This is a genomic window from Amycolatopsis ruanii, assembly GCF_003385175.1.
Taxonomy (GTDB): domain Bacteria; phylum Actinomycetota; class Actinomycetes; order Mycobacteriales; family Pseudonocardiaceae; genus Amycolatopsis_E; species Amycolatopsis_E thermalba.
In genome coordinates, this window is the sequence record NZ_PQHY01000079.1 from 1 (window position 1) to 15,920 (window position 15,920).

The 15,920-nt window shown below is 72.4% G+C and carries 14 protein-coding genes; 5 read left to right on the forward strand and 9 right to left on the reverse strand.

Annotated features, from left to right (window positions below):
- Window positions 1-38: 38 nt before the first annotated feature.
- Window positions 39-464, reverse strand: a complete 426-nt coding sequence (locus D0D28_RS29535) for a pyridoxamine 5'-phosphate oxidase family protein (protein WP_116114252.1) — start codon at window positions 462-464, stop codon at window positions 39-41.
- Window positions 465-636: 172 nt separating this feature from the next.
- Here D0D28_RS29535 and D0D28_RS29540 point away from each other — a divergent pair, with 172 nt between their 5' ends.
- Complete coding sequence (locus tag D0D28_RS29540; protein WP_094006004.1) at window positions 637-1,464, forward strand: DUF4097 family beta strand repeat-containing protein; 828 nt, start codon at window positions 637-639, stop codon at window positions 1,462-1,464.
- Window positions 1,465-1,483: 19 nt separating this feature from the next.
- Here the strand turns inward: D0D28_RS29540 and D0D28_RS29545 are convergent, their stop codons facing one another.
- The 5 genes from D0D28_RS29545 to D0D28_RS29565 form a co-directional block, all read right to left on the reverse strand.
- Window positions 1,484-2,110, reverse strand: coding sequence for a response regulator (locus D0D28_RS29545; protein ID WP_094006005.1), 627 nt, complete (start codon window positions 2,108-2,110; stop codon window positions 1,484-1,486).
- Entirely contained in the window at window positions 2,107-3,333 is a 1,227-nt protein-coding gene (locus tag D0D28_RS29550; protein WP_116114254.1) for a sensor histidine kinase, read from the reverse strand. The genes D0D28_RS29545 and D0D28_RS29550 overlap by 4 nt, the downstream gene beginning before the upstream one ends.
- Before the next feature lie 172 nt (window positions 3,334-3,505).
- Window positions 3,506-4,249 carry an ABC transporter permease gene (locus D0D28_RS29555; RefSeq protein WP_429727762.1) on the reverse strand — a complete coding sequence of 248 codons (744 nt, stop codon included), beginning with the start codon at window positions 4,247-4,249 and terminating at the stop codon, window positions 3,506-3,508.
- On the reverse strand, window positions 4,246-5,160 hold the full coding sequence (locus tag D0D28_RS29560) for an ABC transporter ATP-binding protein (protein WP_116114256.1): 915 nt from the start codon (window positions 5,158-5,160) through the stop codon (window positions 4,246-4,248). The genes D0D28_RS29555 and D0D28_RS29560 overlap by 4 nt, the downstream gene beginning before the upstream one ends.
- Window positions 5,161-5,259: 99 nt before the next feature.
- Window positions 5,260-5,787: a DUF402 domain-containing protein gene (locus D0D28_RS29565; RefSeq protein ID WP_094006008.1), complete on the reverse strand. Its 528-nt coding sequence runs from the start codon at window positions 5,785-5,787 to the stop codon at window positions 5,260-5,262.
- 58 nt (window positions 5,788-5,845) lie between these two features.
- Between D0D28_RS29565 and D0D28_RS29570 the strand changes: the two genes are divergently transcribed.
- The 3 genes from D0D28_RS29570 to uvrB all read left to right on the forward strand — a co-directional run bounded on the left by D0D28_RS29570 (window position 5,846) and on the right by uvrB (window position 9,771).
- Window positions 5,846-7,099, forward strand: coding sequence for a PucR family transcriptional regulator (locus D0D28_RS29570; RefSeq protein WP_116114258.1), 1,254 nt, complete (start codon window positions 5,846-5,848; stop codon window positions 7,097-7,099).
- Window positions 7,100-7,313: 214 nt separating this feature from the next.
- On the forward strand, window positions 7,314-7,568 hold the full coding sequence (locus tag D0D28_RS29575; RefSeq protein ID WP_094006010.1) for a hypothetical protein: 255 nt from the start codon (window positions 7,314-7,316) through the stop codon (window positions 7,566-7,568).
- A 49-nt stretch (window positions 7,569-7,617) separates the two neighbouring features.
- Entirely contained in the window at window positions 7,618-9,771 is a 2,154-nt protein-coding gene (uvrB, locus tag D0D28_RS29580) for an excinuclease ABC subunit UvrB (protein WP_094006011.1), read from the forward strand.
- Between the two features lie 357 nt (window positions 9,772-10,128).
- On the opposite strand, the gene D0D28_RS29585 is transcribed toward uvrB, so the two are convergent.
- The 3 genes from D0D28_RS29585 to D0D28_RS29595 are packed head-to-tail and all read right to left on the reverse strand — an operon-like array spanning window position 10,129 to window position 14,665.
- Window positions 10,129-10,887: an enoyl-CoA hydratase/isomerase family protein gene (locus D0D28_RS29585; protein WP_116114260.1), complete on the reverse strand. Its 759-nt coding sequence runs from the start codon at window positions 10,885-10,887 to the stop codon at window positions 10,129-10,131.
- A gap of 20 nt (window positions 10,888-10,907) precedes the next feature.
- Window positions 10,908-11,834, reverse strand: a complete 927-nt coding sequence (locus D0D28_RS29590) for an ABC transporter permease (RefSeq protein ID WP_116114262.1) — start codon at window positions 11,832-11,834, stop codon at window positions 10,908-10,910.
- Complete coding sequence (locus D0D28_RS29595) at window positions 11,831-14,665, reverse strand: alpha/beta fold hydrolase (protein ID WP_116114264.1); 2,835 nt, start codon at window positions 14,663-14,665, stop codon at window positions 11,831-11,833. Before D0D28_RS29595 ends, D0D28_RS29590 begins: the two co-directional genes overlap by 4 nt.
- Before the next feature lie 258 nt (window positions 14,666-14,923).
- Here D0D28_RS29595 and D0D28_RS29600 point away from each other — a divergent pair, with 258 nt between their 5' ends.
- Window positions 14,924-15,913, forward strand: coding sequence for a TerC family protein (locus D0D28_RS29600; RefSeq protein ID WP_094006015.1), 990 nt, complete (start codon window positions 14,924-14,926; stop codon window positions 15,911-15,913).
- The last annotated feature ends 7 nt before the right edge of the window (window positions 15,914-15,920 follow it).

The following is a 15,920-nucleotide window of genomic DNA, read 5'->3' on the forward strand; positions in this document are numbered from 1 at the left end:
AACCACCCCAACCCACCCACGCAACACCCGGATCCCGCTTATCCGCCCCCCAGATCCGCCGACAGCCAGCGCTCCGGCCGCATCCTCACCACGACGTGTTCCCCGAGCCGCGTTCGCTCGTAGGCCAGGAACTCCTCCACCTGGGCCGCCGGCAGATAGTGCTCCGCCATCTCCCGGGCGCGCTCCGCGCTGTCCGGCTCGATCGCCGTCACCGGGCCGGCCACCGACACGTACCGCACCGTCGGCTCGGTCCGCTGCGCCATCAGGCCGAACCGGCCCGCCGCCTCGATCGCCCGCGCCTTCCGCGAACCGGGCGGCGTGCGCACCCACAGCTCACCGCCCGGCGTGTACCGGTACCAGATCGGCACCGTCAACGGCGCGCGGTCGGCCGCCTCGGCGACCGACAGCGCGCCGACGTGCGGCTCGGCCAGGAATCGTTCACGTTCTTCCACCGACAACACCATGCGCCCGAGGCTAGGCGGGGGGTACGACAAAAATCCGCGCGCAGCACCTGGCGGCGGTGCCCACCCCGGCCGGCCAGTGGGGCAGCCTGACGCGGCCTGTCAGAACCGTGACAGCCCGGTGTCAGACCCGGCGGCGAAAGTGATCACAACGAAACCGGACAAGGAGCCCCCGATGACCACCTTCGCCACCCCCGCCCCCATCACCGCCGGCCTGATCACCGCCGGCGCCCGCATCCGGATCACCGCCAGCGAGCGGCCGCACACGGTGGTGCGCGTCGAGCCCGTCGACCGCACCAACAAGGCCCACCTCAAGGTCGCCGAGCGCACCGAGGTCGCCTTCGCCGGCGGCGAGCTGTCCGTCAAGACCCGCAAGCCCGGCGACAAGGACGGGTCGGTCGCCATCACCATCGAGCTGCCGGCCGGCTCCCGCCTGGTCCTGCACACCACCTGGACCGACGTGCGCACCGAGGGCCGGTTCGGCGACTGCGAGCTGAACCTGGGCTCCGGACACGTCCAGCTCGACCACATCGCCGCCCTGCGCGGCAACCTCGCCGCCGGTTCGGTCGCCGTCGGGCACATCGCCGGACCCGCCGACATCGACGGCGGCGCGGCCGCCCTGCGCATCGGCGAGGCCGGGGGCGCCGTCCGCTACCAGGGGTCGACCGGGACGGTCTGGATCGGCCACGCCCGCTCCGGCGTCGACCTCGGCAGCGCCCGGGGCAGCTTCGACATCGACCGCGCCGAGGGCAGCGTCACCGCGAAGGCGGGCGACTGTCCGATCCGGATCGGCCGGCTGACGCGCGGCGTCGCGGAGCTGGTGAACGCCTCCGGGGGCATCGAGGTCGGCATCGGCGAACGCACCGCCGCCTCGGTGGACGCCCGGAGCACCAAGGGCACGGTGCGCAGCTCCCTGCCGCAGCCGGACGACTTCGACGACCACGTCAGCGTGCACGCCCGCACCCGGCTCGACGACATCGTCATCCACCGCGCGGCCGCGTGAGATCCCCGGCGGCGGGGGCTCAGTCGAGGTCGATGAGCCCCCGCCGCAGCGCCAGCGCCACCGCGGCGGCCCGGTCCTTCACCCCGAGCTTCGCGTAGGCGTGCAGCAGGTGCGTCTTCACCGTCGCCTCGCTGATGAACAGCTTCGCGGCCGCGTCCTTGTTCGTGCCGCCGCGGGCCACGAGCGTGAGCACCTCGATCTCGCGCTGGCTCAGCTCCTCCCGCGCCGGCGCCCGCATCTGCCCCATCAGCCGGGTCGCCACGGCGGGGGAGAGCACCGCCTCGCCGCGCGCCGCCGCCCGCACCGCCCGGAACAGCTCCTCCCGCGGCGCGTCCTTGAGCAGGTAGCCCGTCGCACCGGCCTCGATCGCCGGCAGCACGTCGGAATCCGTGTCGTAGGTGGTCAGCACGAGCACCCGCGCCGGGTTGCCGAGCCGCGCCAGCTCGCCGATCGCGTGCACCCCGTCGGTGCCCGGCATCCGCAGGTCCATCAGCACGACGTCCGGCCGCACGCGTTCGGCGAGCGCCACCGCCTCCGCGCCGTCCCCGGCCTCGCCGAGCACCTCGAACCCGTGCTCGGCGGTGAAGATCCCGCGCAGCCCGTCCCGCACCACCGGGTGGTCGTCGGCGAGCACCAGGGTGATCATGCCGCCCCAATCGCGGGCAGGCTGGCGGAGATGGCCGTCCCGCCACCGGGTTCGGACTCCACCGCGAGCGTCCCGGCGAGCCGCTGCACCCGCTGCAGCATCCCGGGCAGCCCGAACCCGTCTCCGCGCCGCGATGGGTCGAAGCCGGCCCCGTCGTCCCGCACGTCGAGCGTCACCTGATCCTCCATGTAGGACAACGTGAGGCCGACCCGCCGCGCCCCGGCATGCCTGGCCACATTGGACAGTGCCTCCTGGGCGACGCGCAGCAGCGTCGCCTCGATCTCCGGGTGCATCGGGCGCGCGGTGCCGGTCGCGGTGAACTCGACCGCCACCTCGGACCGCTGTGACCACCGCTCCGCCACCGCCTGCAGGGCCTCGGGCAGCCGGGCCTCGTCGAGCGGACCCGGCCGCAGCGCGTTCACCGACCGGCGCGCCTCGGCGAGGTTCTCCCGCGCCAGCGCGGTGGCCGTGGCCACCCGCCGCCGCCACTGGTCCGGATCCTGCTCGGCGGCCTCCAGTTGGGTGATGATGCCGGTGAAGCCCTGCGCGAGCGTGTCGTGGATCTCCAGGCTGAGTCGCTGCCGCTCCTCCAGCGCCCCGGCCTCGCGCGCCTGGGACAACAGCTGCCGGTGCAGGCCCGCGTTCTCCGCCAGCGCCGCCTCCCGCGCGGTCGCCGCCGCGCGCCGCGCCTCGTTCTGCTCGCTGAGCTTGCGGCTGACCACGGTGCCGCCGCAGATCGCCCCGGTCTGCACGACCACGATGGTCAGCCACAGCACCGGCTCGTCGGCCAGCGCCCGCAGCGGCCCGCCGGAGCCGATCGTGTTGATCATCAGCGAGGTCGCGGCCAGCGCCAGCACGCCCAGCGGCACCGGCTTCAGCTTCAGCGCGCTGAAGAAACAGCTGATCATGAACACCAGGAACAGGATCTCGCGGAACATCAGCAGCGAGGCCAGCGTCAGCGTCCCGGCGAACGAGACCGCCAGCACGATCCCGTGCGACCGCCACCGCCGGGGCACCGCGTACCTGGTCAGCAGCAGCCAGGCCAGGGTCGCGCCGGCCAGCGGCAGGACGTCGGCCCGGTGACTGACCAGGGTCGCCAGTCCCAGCAGCACGTAGGCCAGGCGGTTCTCCGCCCAGCGGTCCCACGCCTGCGGCAACGGACCGCCGGGCCCGATGGCGAAGTCGAGCGAGGAGGACCAGAAGCGGCGGTTCACGGGAGGCATTATCCGGCGCTCCGCCCGGCCCGGGGAGACGATGGTGGCTGGTCGGCATACCCCCAAGCAGAATGCCGACCAGCCACCGGGATCAGCCCGTCGCCGTGGACACGAACGCGAGCGAGCTTCGCCTCTCTGACGCGGCCCGCGCCGGATCGGTTGCCCACCGACGCCGACTTCTTCAGTTCCACCGGAACACGCGGGCCGCCACCCCGGCGCAGACCAGCGCGAACACCGCCATCGAGATCAGCTGCAGCGGCTGCGGCCAGCCGCCGGTCCAGGCCGCGCGCAGGGCGTTGAGCGTCGCGCCCAGCGGCAGCACGTCGGCCACGTCCTGCAGCACCGCGGGCAGGTCCTCCTTCGGCACCCACACCCCGCCGAGCGCGAGCATCGGGAAGAACAGGGCCGCGCCGACCCCGCTCGCGGTCCGCCCGGTCGGGGCGAGCGCGGCGATCAGCAGGCCGACGCCGAACAGGGCGAGCACGCCCAGCGCCAGCGTCAGCACGAACCCGCCGGCGTTGGCGGGCAGGGCGAACCCGAGTGCCAGGTGCCCGCCGACCACGATGACCAGCACGACCACCAGCGCGGCCCCGAGGTTGACCAGCAACTGCGCCACGAGCAGCCGGGACGGCGGCACCGGGCTGGCCGCCAGGCGGCGCAGCACCCCCTTCTCGCGGTGCGTCGCCATCACGACCGGGAACAGGGTCAGCCCCAGCATCCCGATCAGGATCGCGACCGACAGCGGCGCGATGAACGCCGACAGCGGGACCTGCCCGCCGAAGTCCTCGCTGGGCTGGTTCATGCCCGGCATCAGCCCGAACACCAGCAGCAACGCGACCGGGATGCCGAGCACCGTCACCGGTGCGGCCGGATCGCGCAGGAACAGCTTCGCCTCCACGGCGGTGAGCCTGGACAGCATGGTCATTCTCCCGTCTCCATCGTGCGGCCGGTCAGCGCGACGAACGCGTCGTCCAGCCCGGCCTGCTCCACCCGCAGCTCCAGCGCGACGACCTGCGCCCGCGCCAGCACCGAGGTCACCGCCTGCAGCACGTTGCCGTCCCCGGTGATCACGATCCGGTCCCCGTGCCGGTCCACGCGCCGCACCTCGGGCAGCGCGGTGAACACCTCGTCGGCCACCGGGGTCGACGGGCGGAACCGCACGCGCTGCTCGTCGGTCACCCGCGCGACGAGCCCGGCCGGCGTGTCGACCGCGACCACCCGGCCGCGGTCGATCACCGCGATCCGGTCGCACAGCCGTTCCGCCTCCTCCATGAAGTGGGTGACCAGCAGGATCGTCACCCCGCGCGCCCGCACCCCCTCGATGAGCTCCCAGGTGTCGCGCCGCGCCTGCGGGTCCAGCCCGGTGGTCAGCTCGTCGAGCACCGCCACCTCGGGCTTGCCGATCAGCGCGAGCGCGATCGAGACGCGCTGCTTCTGCCCGCCGGAGAGCTTCCGGTACGCCGAATCGCGCACCTCGGTCAGGCCCAGCTCCGCCATCAGGGCGCCGGGATCGGCCGGGTCCGGGTAGAACGACGCGTACAGCTCGAGCGCCTCACCGACCCGCAGCCGGTCGGGCAGCTCGGTCTCCTGCAACTGCACGCCCAGCCGCTTGCGCAGTTCCGCGGTCTCGTGCCGCGGGTCCAGCCCGAGCACGCGGACTGTGCCGCCGTCCGGCCGCCGCAGCCCTTCCAGGCACTCCACCGTCGTGGTCTTCCCGGCGCCGTTCGGCCCGAGAATCCCGAAGATCTCGCCCTTCTCGACGGTGAAGGACACGTCCTGCACCGCCACCTTCGCGCCGTAGCGCTTGTGGAGGTTTTCCACCTCGATGATCCCCATGGCACCAGCATTCGCCGGAACCGGGCGGAGCGGATCGACCCGGCGGCGGGACCCGGCGTCAGCCGCCCGATGCCCGGGCATCCACCGATCGGTGGATGGTCAGCGGCGGCGCCAGGTCAGGTGGATGTCGTGGGTGGCCAGCCAGCGGCCGACGCGGTAGCCGTGCGCGGCGAGGCCGTTCACCGCGTCGAAGGTGATCTCCAGGGCGCGTTCGGCCTCGCCCGCGGTGAGCAGCCCGGCGCGGGCCGCGGCGAGCAGCTCGTCGGTGTCGAGCACGTCGACCCGCTCGCCTTCGCGCACCACCAGGTCCAGGTACCAGTCGGTGGTGCGCCAGGTGGCGCCGTCCCGCTCGACCGACACCACGTCGAGGTAGAAGTCCTGGTCGCGTTCGTGGCCGGGGCGGAACCAGTAGTCGGTCAGCCGCAGGCCGAGCCCGGGCAGCACCCAGGACTCGAGGTAGTGGAACTGCGCGCGGCCGGGAGTGGGCCGGGCGAGGTAGAGGCCGAACGGCTCGACGCGGTACTCCTCGACCGCGCGCGCGATGCCCTTGGGATCGGTGTTGGTCCGGTTCGCGACGTCGAAGGTCTCGATCTTCGGGGGATGGATCGTCCCGGCGTGCGCGGTCATGGCTCCATTCTGCTGGTTTACACGGAGTTGGGAACTGTCACGACGGTAGGGTGATCACGTGGCGGACGAGGCAGACACGTTGGAGGCCGTGGCGCGGGTGGCCGCCGCGCTCGCCGAACGGGCGAGCGAGCTCACCGTGAAGCTGGTCGAGATGTACGCCCGCGAGCTGCCGCACCTGGTCAACGACGACGAGAGCGTCGTCAGCCTGATGTCGGCGAGCGTCTACCAGAACCTGGACACCGCGCTGCGAATCTTCCAGCACGGCATCGACCCGCGACGGGTGGAGGCCCCGGCCGCCGCGATGGAGTACGCGCGGCGGCTCGCCCAGCGCGGCACCCCGGTCGTCGACCTGATCCGCGCCTACTACCTGGGCCAGACCGCGCTGCTCGATTATTCCCTGCGCGAGGCCGTCAAGTTCGTGTCCGATCCGGACCTGCTCGGCCGCCTGATGGGGCACGCGCTGACCGGCGCGTTCGCCTTCATCGACCGGGTCACGCAGCAGGCCGTGTCGGCCTACCAGGAGGAACGCGACCGCTGGCTGGTCAACCGCAGTGCGGTGCGCGCCGCCCGGGTGCGGACCCTGCTGGAGGGCGGGGCCACCGACACCAGCGAGACCAGCCTGGGCTACCGGCTGCGCGGCACCCACCTCGCGATGATCGTGTGGCAGGCCCCGGTTCCGGCCGCCGGGCACGTGCTGAGCGGGCTGGAAGCGGTCGCGACCGAGCTTGCCGGCGGGCTGCCCAGCACGGGCGCGCCGCTGTTCGTGCCCAACGACGAGGTCTGCGCGTGGGTGTGGTTCCCGCTGGAGCGCCCGGCGATGCCGGACGAGGAGCGGGTCCGGAAGGTGCTGGACAAGGCCGATCCGGGCATCCGCTTCGTGCTGGGCGATCCGGGGGAGGGGCTGGACGGGTTCCGGCGCAGCCACCGGCAGGCGCAGCGGGTGTACAACCTGGCCTTCGCCGCGGGCGAGCACTGCGACCGGGTCCTGACCTTCCGCGAGGTAGGGGCGATGGCCCTGATGGCGGGCGACCTGCCGGCCGCCCGCGGGTGGGTCGCGGACACGCTGCGGGACCTGGCCACCGACGACGAGCAGCACGCCCGGCTGCGCGAGACGCTGCGGGTGTTCCTGGCCGCGGGCGGCAGCTACACCGCGGCGGCCACGCAGCTGACGATGCACAAGAACTCGGTGCAGTACCGGGTGCGCAAGGCGGAGGAGATGCTGGGCCGCCCGGTGTCGGAGAACCGCCTCGACGTCGAACTCGCGCTGCGGCTGTGCCACCGGCTCGGGGCGGCCGTGCTGACGGCGTCGTAGACCGGTCCCGTGCTCCCGCCCGCTCGGCGAGCTCGGGCTGGAGCGACGGCCCCAGGCGTAGCGGCACGGCTTCCGCTTTGTCTCTTTTGAGTGTTTCCCCGCCGCCTGCGTCACCCCGCGGTCCTGCGCTTTCGTCCTTCAGGACCAGTTCTGGCCCCCAGGATTGGGCCGACGGCACGAAGATTCCACGATTATTCCGGTTTACGCTTCACCCATGGGGAACGTCGTCCACGCCGAGCCGACCGGAGTGATGGCCCTCGTGCGCCTGCGCCGGGGCGTCGCGGGTGAACGCGACCGGGTGTGTCACCTCGTCCCCATCCCCGAGACCGGCCCCATCCCCGAGGTGCTCGTCGCCCGGTGCGGCGCGCCGATCGCCTGCGGGAGCGCCGAGCTGCTGGAGCGGATCTGCGGCATGCCGTGCGAGGCCTGCCTGGCCCGTGCCGCCCGCGACCGGCGTCTGGCCTGCTAGAACACCACCTCGCGGGAAACTGTCGGTGGGTCGGCCTACTCTGGTTTCCGTGGCTTTCGCAACCGAACACCCCGTGCTCGCCCAGTCCGAGTTCCGGCCCGTCTCCGAGATCCCGCGCGCGGGCGGCCGGTTCGAGGTCGTCAGCGAGTACCAGCCCGCCGGTGACCAGCCGGCGGCCATCGACGAGCTCGCCAAGCGGCTCGAGCGGGGCGAGAAGGACGTCGTGCTGCTGGGCGCCACCGGCACCGGCAAGTCGGCGACCACGGCCTGGCTGATCGAGCGGGTGCAGCGGCCCACGCTGGTCATGGCGCCCAACAAGACACTGGCCGCGCAGCTGGCCAACGAGCTGCGCGAGCTGTTCCCGCACAACGCGGTCGAATACTTCGTCAGCTACTACGATTATTACCAGCCGGAAGCCTACGTCCCGCAGACCGACACCTACATCGAGAAGGACTCGTCGATCAACGACGACGTGGAGCGGCTCCGGCACTCGGCGACGATGAACCTGCTGTCGCGGCGCGACGTCATCGTGGTCGCGTCCGTGTCCTGCATCTACGGCCTGGGCACGCCGCAGTCCTACCTCGACCGGTCCTCCAAGCTGGAGGTCGGCATGGAGGTCGAGCGCGACACGTTCCTGCGCGCCCTGGTCGACGTCCAGTACACCCGCAACGACCTCGCGTTCTCCCGCGGCACGTTCCGGGTGCGCGGCGACACGGTCGAGATCATCCCGGCGTACGAGGAGCTGGCCGTGCGGGTCGAGTTCTTCGGCGACGAGGTCGACAAGCTGTACTACCTGCACCCGCTGACCGGTGAGATCGTGCGCGAGGTCGACGAGGTGCGCATCTTCCCGGCCACCCACTACGTGGCCGGGCCGGAGCGCATGGAGAAGGCGATCCGCGGCATCGAGGCGGAGCTGGCCGAGCAGCTGGAGCGGCTGGAGAAGCAGGGCAAGCTGCTGGAGGCGCAGCGGCTGCGGATGCGCACCAGCTACGACATCGAGATGATGCGGCAGGTCGGGTTCTGCTCCGGCATCGAGAACTACTCGCGGCACATCGACGACCGCCCGGCCGGTTCCGCGCCGGCGACCCTGATCGACTATTTTCCGGAGGATTTCCTCCTGGTCATCGACGAGTCGCACGTGACGGTGCCGCAGATCGGCGGCATGTACGAGGGTGACGCGTCGCGGAAGCGGACCCTGGTCGAGCACGGGTTCCGGCTGCCCAGCGCGCTGGACAACCGGCCGCTGACGTGGGAGGAGTTCACCGACCGCATCGGCCAGACGGTGTACCTGTCGGCGACGCCGGGCCCGTACGAGCTGGGTCAGACCGGTGGTGAGTTCGTCGAGCAGGTCATCCGCCCGACCGGCCTGATCGACCCGCAGGTGGTGGTGAAGCCGACCGAGGGCCAGATCGACGACCTGGTGCACGAGATCCGGCTGCGCGCCGAGCGGGACGAGCGGGTCCTGGTGACCACGCTGACCAAGAAGATGGCCGAGGACCTCACCGACTACCTGCTGGAGCTGGGCATCCGGGTGCGGTACCTGCACTCCGAAGTGGACACCCTGCGCCGGGTGGAGCTGCTGCGGCAGCTGCGGTCGGGTGATTTCGACGTGCTGGTCGGCATCAACCTGCTGCGCGAGGGCCTGGACCTGCCGGAGGTGTCGCTGGTGGCGATCCTAGACGCGGACAAGGAGGGCTTCCTGCGCAGCGGCACGTCGCTGATCCAGACGATCGGCCGCGCGGCGCGGAACGTCTCCGGTGAGGTCCACATGTACGCGGACAAGATCACCGACTCGATGCGCTACGCGATCGACGAGACCAACCGCCGCCGCGAGAAGCAGATGGCCTACAACAAGGAGCGGGGCATCGACCCGCAGCCGCTGCGCAAGAAGATCGCGGACATCCTGGACCGGGTCTACAGCGAGGCGGAGGACTCCGAGCAGGCGGTGCAGGTGGGCGGCTCCGGCCGCAACGCCTCGCGCGGCAAGAAGCCCGAGCAGGGCGGCCGCAGCTCCGGGGTCCTGGTGGACCGCGACGTGGCGGGCATGCCACGCGCCGAGCTGGCCGACCTGATCCAGCAGATGACCGACCAGATGATGCAAGCCGCGCGCGACCTGCAGTTCGAGCTGGCGGCCCGCCTCCGCGACGAGATCGCGGAGCTGAAGAAGGAACTACGAGGAATGGACGCGGCCGGCCTGAAGTAGGGCGCTCGCCCGAGGGGCCGGTTGGGCGGCTGGTGTCCGGGCAGGCGGGCAGCTGGCCCGTCGGGCCGCTGGCTGGCGGAACCGCGGACTACTAGGCCGCTGGGCGGACGGGCGGCCGGGCCGCCCAGCGGCTGGACGGCCCGGCCGAAGGGCTTGGGCTGCCTTGGCCGCGGGCAGCCGGGCTGCCCGCGGCCGCCGGGTTGGGCGGGACCACCGCTGCCCGGCCGGGGGAAGCCCGCTGTCGCGGCTCCGCGCGGCCGGGGCGCCGGACCCGGCAGCCTGCGGAACGCAGGACCGCCTCGAACCATCACCCTGGAGCCGCGCCGGCCCGGCTGCCCGCCGCCGCAGGGGGAAGCCCTACCCGCCCAGGGTGGTGCGCACGTACTCCTCGATCGCGGCCAGTGACGAGGGCGCCGACCACACCCGCTCGACGTGCGCGTCGTCTCCGGCGCGTTGCTCGCCGATCCGCTCGTCGAACGGCCGGTGGATCTGCGCCTTCGTGTGCCGGAACGCCTCCGCCGGCACCGCCGCCAGCCGCGTCGCCACCTCGATCGCCCTCGGCAGCACCTCCTCCGGCGCGGCCAGCTCGTCCACCAGGCCCCGGCCCAGCGCCTCCGGTCCGGCGTAGGTCTCGCCCAGGAACGTCAGCCCCGGCAACCGCTCCGTCCCGTACGCGCACCGCAGGATCTCCAGCGCCACCAACGGGAACGGCACCCCGACGAGCAGCTCGGTGACCCCGACCCGGCCCCGCTGCGCGTTCAGGATCCGCCGGTCGCACGCCGCCGCCAGCACCGCCCCGCCCGCGATCGCGTGCCCGGTCACCGCCGCGACGACCGGCCCGGGCCACCCGAACAGCGCCAGGAACGCGTCCGACAGCGTGGGCAGGAACTCCCGGACGTAGGGCGCCCCGCCGGCCGAGACCCGCTTGAGGTCCACCCCGGCGGAGAACATCCCGTCCCGCCCGGTCAGCACCACGGCCTTCGCCCCGCCGAGCTCGGCCTCCTCCAGCCGCGCCACCAGCTCCCGGCACAACTCGGTGTCCAGCGCGTTCGCCTTGCCGTGGGCCAGTTTCAGCACGGCCACGTCGCCGGCCTTGTCCACCTCGATCGTCGTCATCGCCCCACCGTAGTGGGAAATCAGCTCGTGATGTCCTTCGTGGCGAACCGGCGCGCGGCCAGCAGCGCGAACACGGTCGCGTAGATCACCGCGGACAGCACCCCGGCGGCCATGTTCGTCCAGTCGATGTCGGTGGCGATGAGGTCCATCCACCCGTAGGAGTAGTGCGTCGGCAGGTAGTTGCGCAGCGTGCCCAGCGCGGTGATCTGGTCGAGGATCGGCGACAGGATCGCCGCCAGCACCGCCCCGCCGACCGCGCCCAGCGGCGCGTCGGTGAGCACGGACAGCAGCAGCGCCAGCCCCGCCACCCACGCCAGCTGGATCACCACGTACACCGCGGACAGCCCGATCGCGATCAGGCTCTGCCCGAAGGGGATCGCGTCCCCGGTCGGGCTCACCGCGTCCCCGGCGCCGTAGAAGATCAGCCCGGCCACCAGCGCCACCACGGCCAGCGGCACCAGCGCCACCACCGACAGCAGCCCGGACGCGATCGCCTTCTGCCGCAGCAGCCGGTGCCGCGGCACCGGGATCGCCAGCAGGTACTTCAGGCTCGACCAGGACGCCTCGCTGGCGATCGTGTCGCCGAAGAACAACGCCACGATCGTGGGCAGCAGGAACGTCCCGGACACGAACAGCGCCAGCACCACGAAGTTCGGCGCGCTCGCCGTCGCCAGGTCGACGAACCCGCCGGAGCGCCGGTTCGGGCTGGACTCGCCGATCTCGAACGCCAGCACCAGGATGAACGGCAGCAGCACGACGAACCCGAGCACCAGCTGGGTGCGCCGCCGCCGCAGCTGGCGCCGCAGTTCGACGCCCAGCCGCAGCGTGCGCCCCGGCCGGTAGCCCTCGACCGCGCCGTCCGCGCCCACCCCGGAGTGGGTGTGCTCGGCGGCGTCGGTCAGCTCGTCCAGGGCCGCGGGATCGGTGTGGACCCCGTTCTCGCTCATGACGTTTCCTCTCCCACGAGCTGGAGGAACGCGTCCTCCAGCCGTCGTCGCGGCCCGGCCTGCTCGACCGCGACCCCGGCCCGGACCAGCGCCGCGACCGCGTCGGCACGCGGCATGCCGTCCAGGTCGGCGTGCACCAGGCTGCCTTCGACGTCCACACCGGACACCCCGGGCACCCCGCGCAGGGCGTCGGCCGCCGCCTCGGGCCGGTCGACCCGGAAGGTGGCCTCGCCGCCGGCGGCCACGATGTCGCCGACCTCGACCGCGGCCACCAGCCGGCCGCGGTGCATCACCACGACGTGCGTGCAGGTCTGCTCGACCTCGGCCAGCAGGTGGCTGGAGACCACCACGGTCCGGCCGGTCGCGGCGTAGCGCTGCAGCACCTCGCGCATCTGGTGGATCTGCGGCGGGTCGAGCCCGTTGGTCGGTTCGTCGAGCACGAGCAGCTCCGGCAGCCCGAGCATGGCCTGCGCGATCGCCAGCCGCTGCCGCATGCCCTGGCTGTAGGTGCGGACCTTGCGGTGCACGGCGCTGCCGAGCCCGGCGATCTCCAGCGCCAGCTCCAGGTGCGCCTGCTCGATCGGGCGCCCGGTGGTGTCCCAGTACAGGCGCAGGTTCGCCGTGCCGGACAGGTGCGGCAGGAACCCGGAGCCCTCGACGAACGACCCGATCCGGGACAGCACCGGCGCCCCCGGTGTGACGCGGTGGCCGAACACCCTGATCTCCCCGGCGGTGGGGGTGATCAGGCCCATCAGCATGCGCAGGGTCGTGGTCTTGCCCGCGCCGTTGGGCCCGAGCAGGCCGAGCACCTGGCCCGGTTCGACGCGGAAGGACAGGTCGTCGACCGCGGTCAGCCCGCCCGGGTAGGCCTTGGTCAGCCCGTCGATCACCAGCGGCACCTGCGCCAGCTCCGGATCGGCCTGGTGCGACCGCCGCCGGCGCACCGCGGCCAGCGCCGCGACCGCCGCGGCGATCGCGAGCGTGACGGCGATGCCGATCAGCGTGCCGACCGGCCACCCGCCGCCGACCGCGTTGCCCGGCACGACCGGCACCGACACCGCCGGGTCGGCCAGCGCCACCCGGTACGCCGCCGGGGCCACCGGGGTCGCGTACGCCTGGTCGGTGGTCGTGACCACCAGCTGCAGCGCGTGCCCGGCCTCGACCGGCCGCACGATCCCGGGCAGCGTCACGGTCACCTCGGCGGTGCCCGACGCCGGGATCGCGACCCGGATCGGCGCGATCGCGTTCGCCGGCAGCGTGCGGGTGCCGTCCGGGTTGAGGTCGTAGAGCTTGACGAACAGCACCGCCTCGCCGGTGCCCGACACCCGCAGCCGGACCGTCGACGAGCCGGTGATCAGCAGCTGCGAATCGACGGGCGCGGAGGTGAAGCGCGCGGACTGGCCGGGCGGGTCGATGCTGAACAGCCCGGACAGCCGCGACGAGCCGCTGACCAGGCCGTTCAGGCCGGGGATCCCGCTGACCGCGGCGGGCGTGCCGCCGGGCGGGTTGACGATCGTCTGCTCGTCGCCGGTGAGCGGCAGCGTGCGCCGCGGCGCCTGCGCCGGGTACTCGCCGGCGTCGACCGTGCGCACCGACGGCGAGCCGGACGCGCGCAGCGAGCCCTGCACGTCGTAGGAGAACCCGCTGAACGGGTTGCCGCCCTCGCCGGTGAGCTGGAACCACAGCCAGTCGCCGATCTTGGCGCGCAGCTGCGGGCCGGGACGGCCGCCGTCGTGCCCGCCGGTGTACCAGACCTGCTGCACCTGCCCGCCCGCCGCGGTGATCTGCCGGGCGGTGGCGTCGGACTGGTCGAGCCCGAACAGCGTGTCGGCCTCGCCCTGGACCAGCAGGGCCGGGGCGGTGATGTTCCCGGTGACGGCCGCGGGGGACAGGCGCTGCAGCAGGGCCGCGACCCGCGGGCTCACCGTGCCGGTCGTGGCCAGGTCGGCGTAGGCGCGGCAGATCTCGGCGGTGAAGCGGCCGCACGTCGTCGCGCCGAGCTGCCCCGGCGCCTGCTGGGGGAGCTGCGCCGCGGCCGCCGAGCCGCCCCCGCCGGTGGTCCCGGCGGTCTGGGTGTCGTCGGTCTCCTGGCCGGGCTCGGGCGCCTCGGCCCCCAGGCCGCCGGTGCCGGAGGACGACGTGCCCGCCGAGAAGAGCAGCCCGGCCCAGGACTTCTTGAACACCCCACCGGGTGAAAACGCGCCCGCCGCGGGCGTTCCGGCGGCGGGCGGGGCCGCCGCGGCCGCGTTGGGCGTCAGCCCCTGGGCCAGGTCGTTGTAGGTGATCATCGGCGTGATCGCGTCGACCCGCTTGTCCCGCCCGGCCAGCTGCAGCGCGAGCGCCCCGCCGTAGGAGGCGCCCAGGACGCCGACCCGCGGGTCGCCGGGACCGTCGAGGCGGACCTCCGGGCGGGTGGCGAGCCAGTCGACCAGCCGGGCGGCGTCGGCGACCTCGAAGTCCGGGTCGTTCAGCCCGATCTCGCCGGTGCTGCGGCCGAAGCCGCGCGCCGAGTAGGTGAGCACCACGAACCCGCGCCGCGCCAGCTCCTGGGCGTCCCCGGCGACGCTGTTCTTGTCGCCGCCGAACCCGTGCGGCAGCAGGACCGCCGGGGCGGGCGTGCGTTCCGGCAGGTAGAGCGTGGTGTCCAGGCTGACCGTCGCGGTGGCGCCGGGCGCGGCGGGCACGTCGAGGACGGCCTCCTGCGCCGGCACCGCCGGGGGCTCGCTCGACGAGCGGGTCCAGACGAGCACAGCGGCGGCCACCAGCAGGACGACCACCGCGAGGGTGACGGTCCGGGACCGGCGCGTGTGCGGGAGCGGGATTCGGGGCACACCGAAACCGTATGGGAGCTTTCCTGAGAACGTCCCGGCGCGGGTCGTGATCAAGGGAGCCGGGTGATGAGGGTTACCTAAGGTGGTGTTCGTCCCGTTGATCAGGAAAGATGGATACGACGTGGAGGGGAGTATTCCTTCGCGGCGGTGTCGTCAGCACGGTGGTCCTTCGGGGCACCCGGCACCGCCGGCCGGATCCACCGGCGGAAGAGACCTCCGGCTAGCTGCTGCTGCGCGCTAACCGGAGGTAATGCGTAGATGAATGTCCCCGTGTGGCTGTGGATCGCCACGGTCGCAGGCCTGCTCGTGCTGATCGCGATCGACCTGGTGATCGTCGACCGGAAGCCACATGAAGTCACCACCAAGGAAGCGGCCAAGTGGGTCGTCTTCTACGTCAGCTGCGCCGTGCTGTTCGGCATCGGCGTCTGGGTCCTCGCCGGCCACGACTACGGCGTCGAGTTCTTCACCGGGTACATCACCGAGTACTCGCTCTCGGTGGACAACCTGTTCATCTTCATGGTCATCATGGCCTCGTTCAAGGTGCCGGCGATCCACCAGCACCGCGTGCTGCTGATCGGCATCCTGCTCGCGCTCGCCATGCGCAGCGTGTTCATCGCCGTCGGCGCCGCGCTCATCGCCCAGTTCGTGTGGGTGTTCTTCCTGTTCGGCGCGGTCCTGGTGTGGACAGCCATCAGCATGGTGCGCGGCAACGACCACGACGAGGAGTACCACGAGAACGCGGTGGTGCGGTGGGTGCGCAAGGTCTACCCGGTCACCGAGGACTTCCACGGGCACAAGATGAGCATCAAGCGCGACGGCAAGCGCTGGCTCACCCCGATGTTCGTGGTGATCGTGGCCATCGGCAGCGCCGACCTGCTGTTCGCGGTCGACTCGATCCCGGCGATCTTCGGCATCACCCAGGAGGCCTTCCTGGTGTTCACCGCCAACGCGTTCGCGCTGATGGGCCTGCGGCAGCTGTACTTCCTGCTCGGCGGCCTGGTGAACAAGCTGGTCTACCTGTCCTACGGGCTGGCGGTCATCCTCGGCTTCATCGGCGCCAAGCTGATCCTGCACGCGCTGCACGAGTACCACGCGGTGCCGGACTGGCTGGACATCAACAACTGGGTTTCGCTGGGTGTGATCGTGGCCGTCCTGACCGTCACCACGCTGCTCAGCCTGGCCAAGGCCAAGAAGGACGAGAAGAAGTCCGCGTCGCAGGCTCTTAGCGAGGCTAACGAAATCCGGTAGGTTCGGG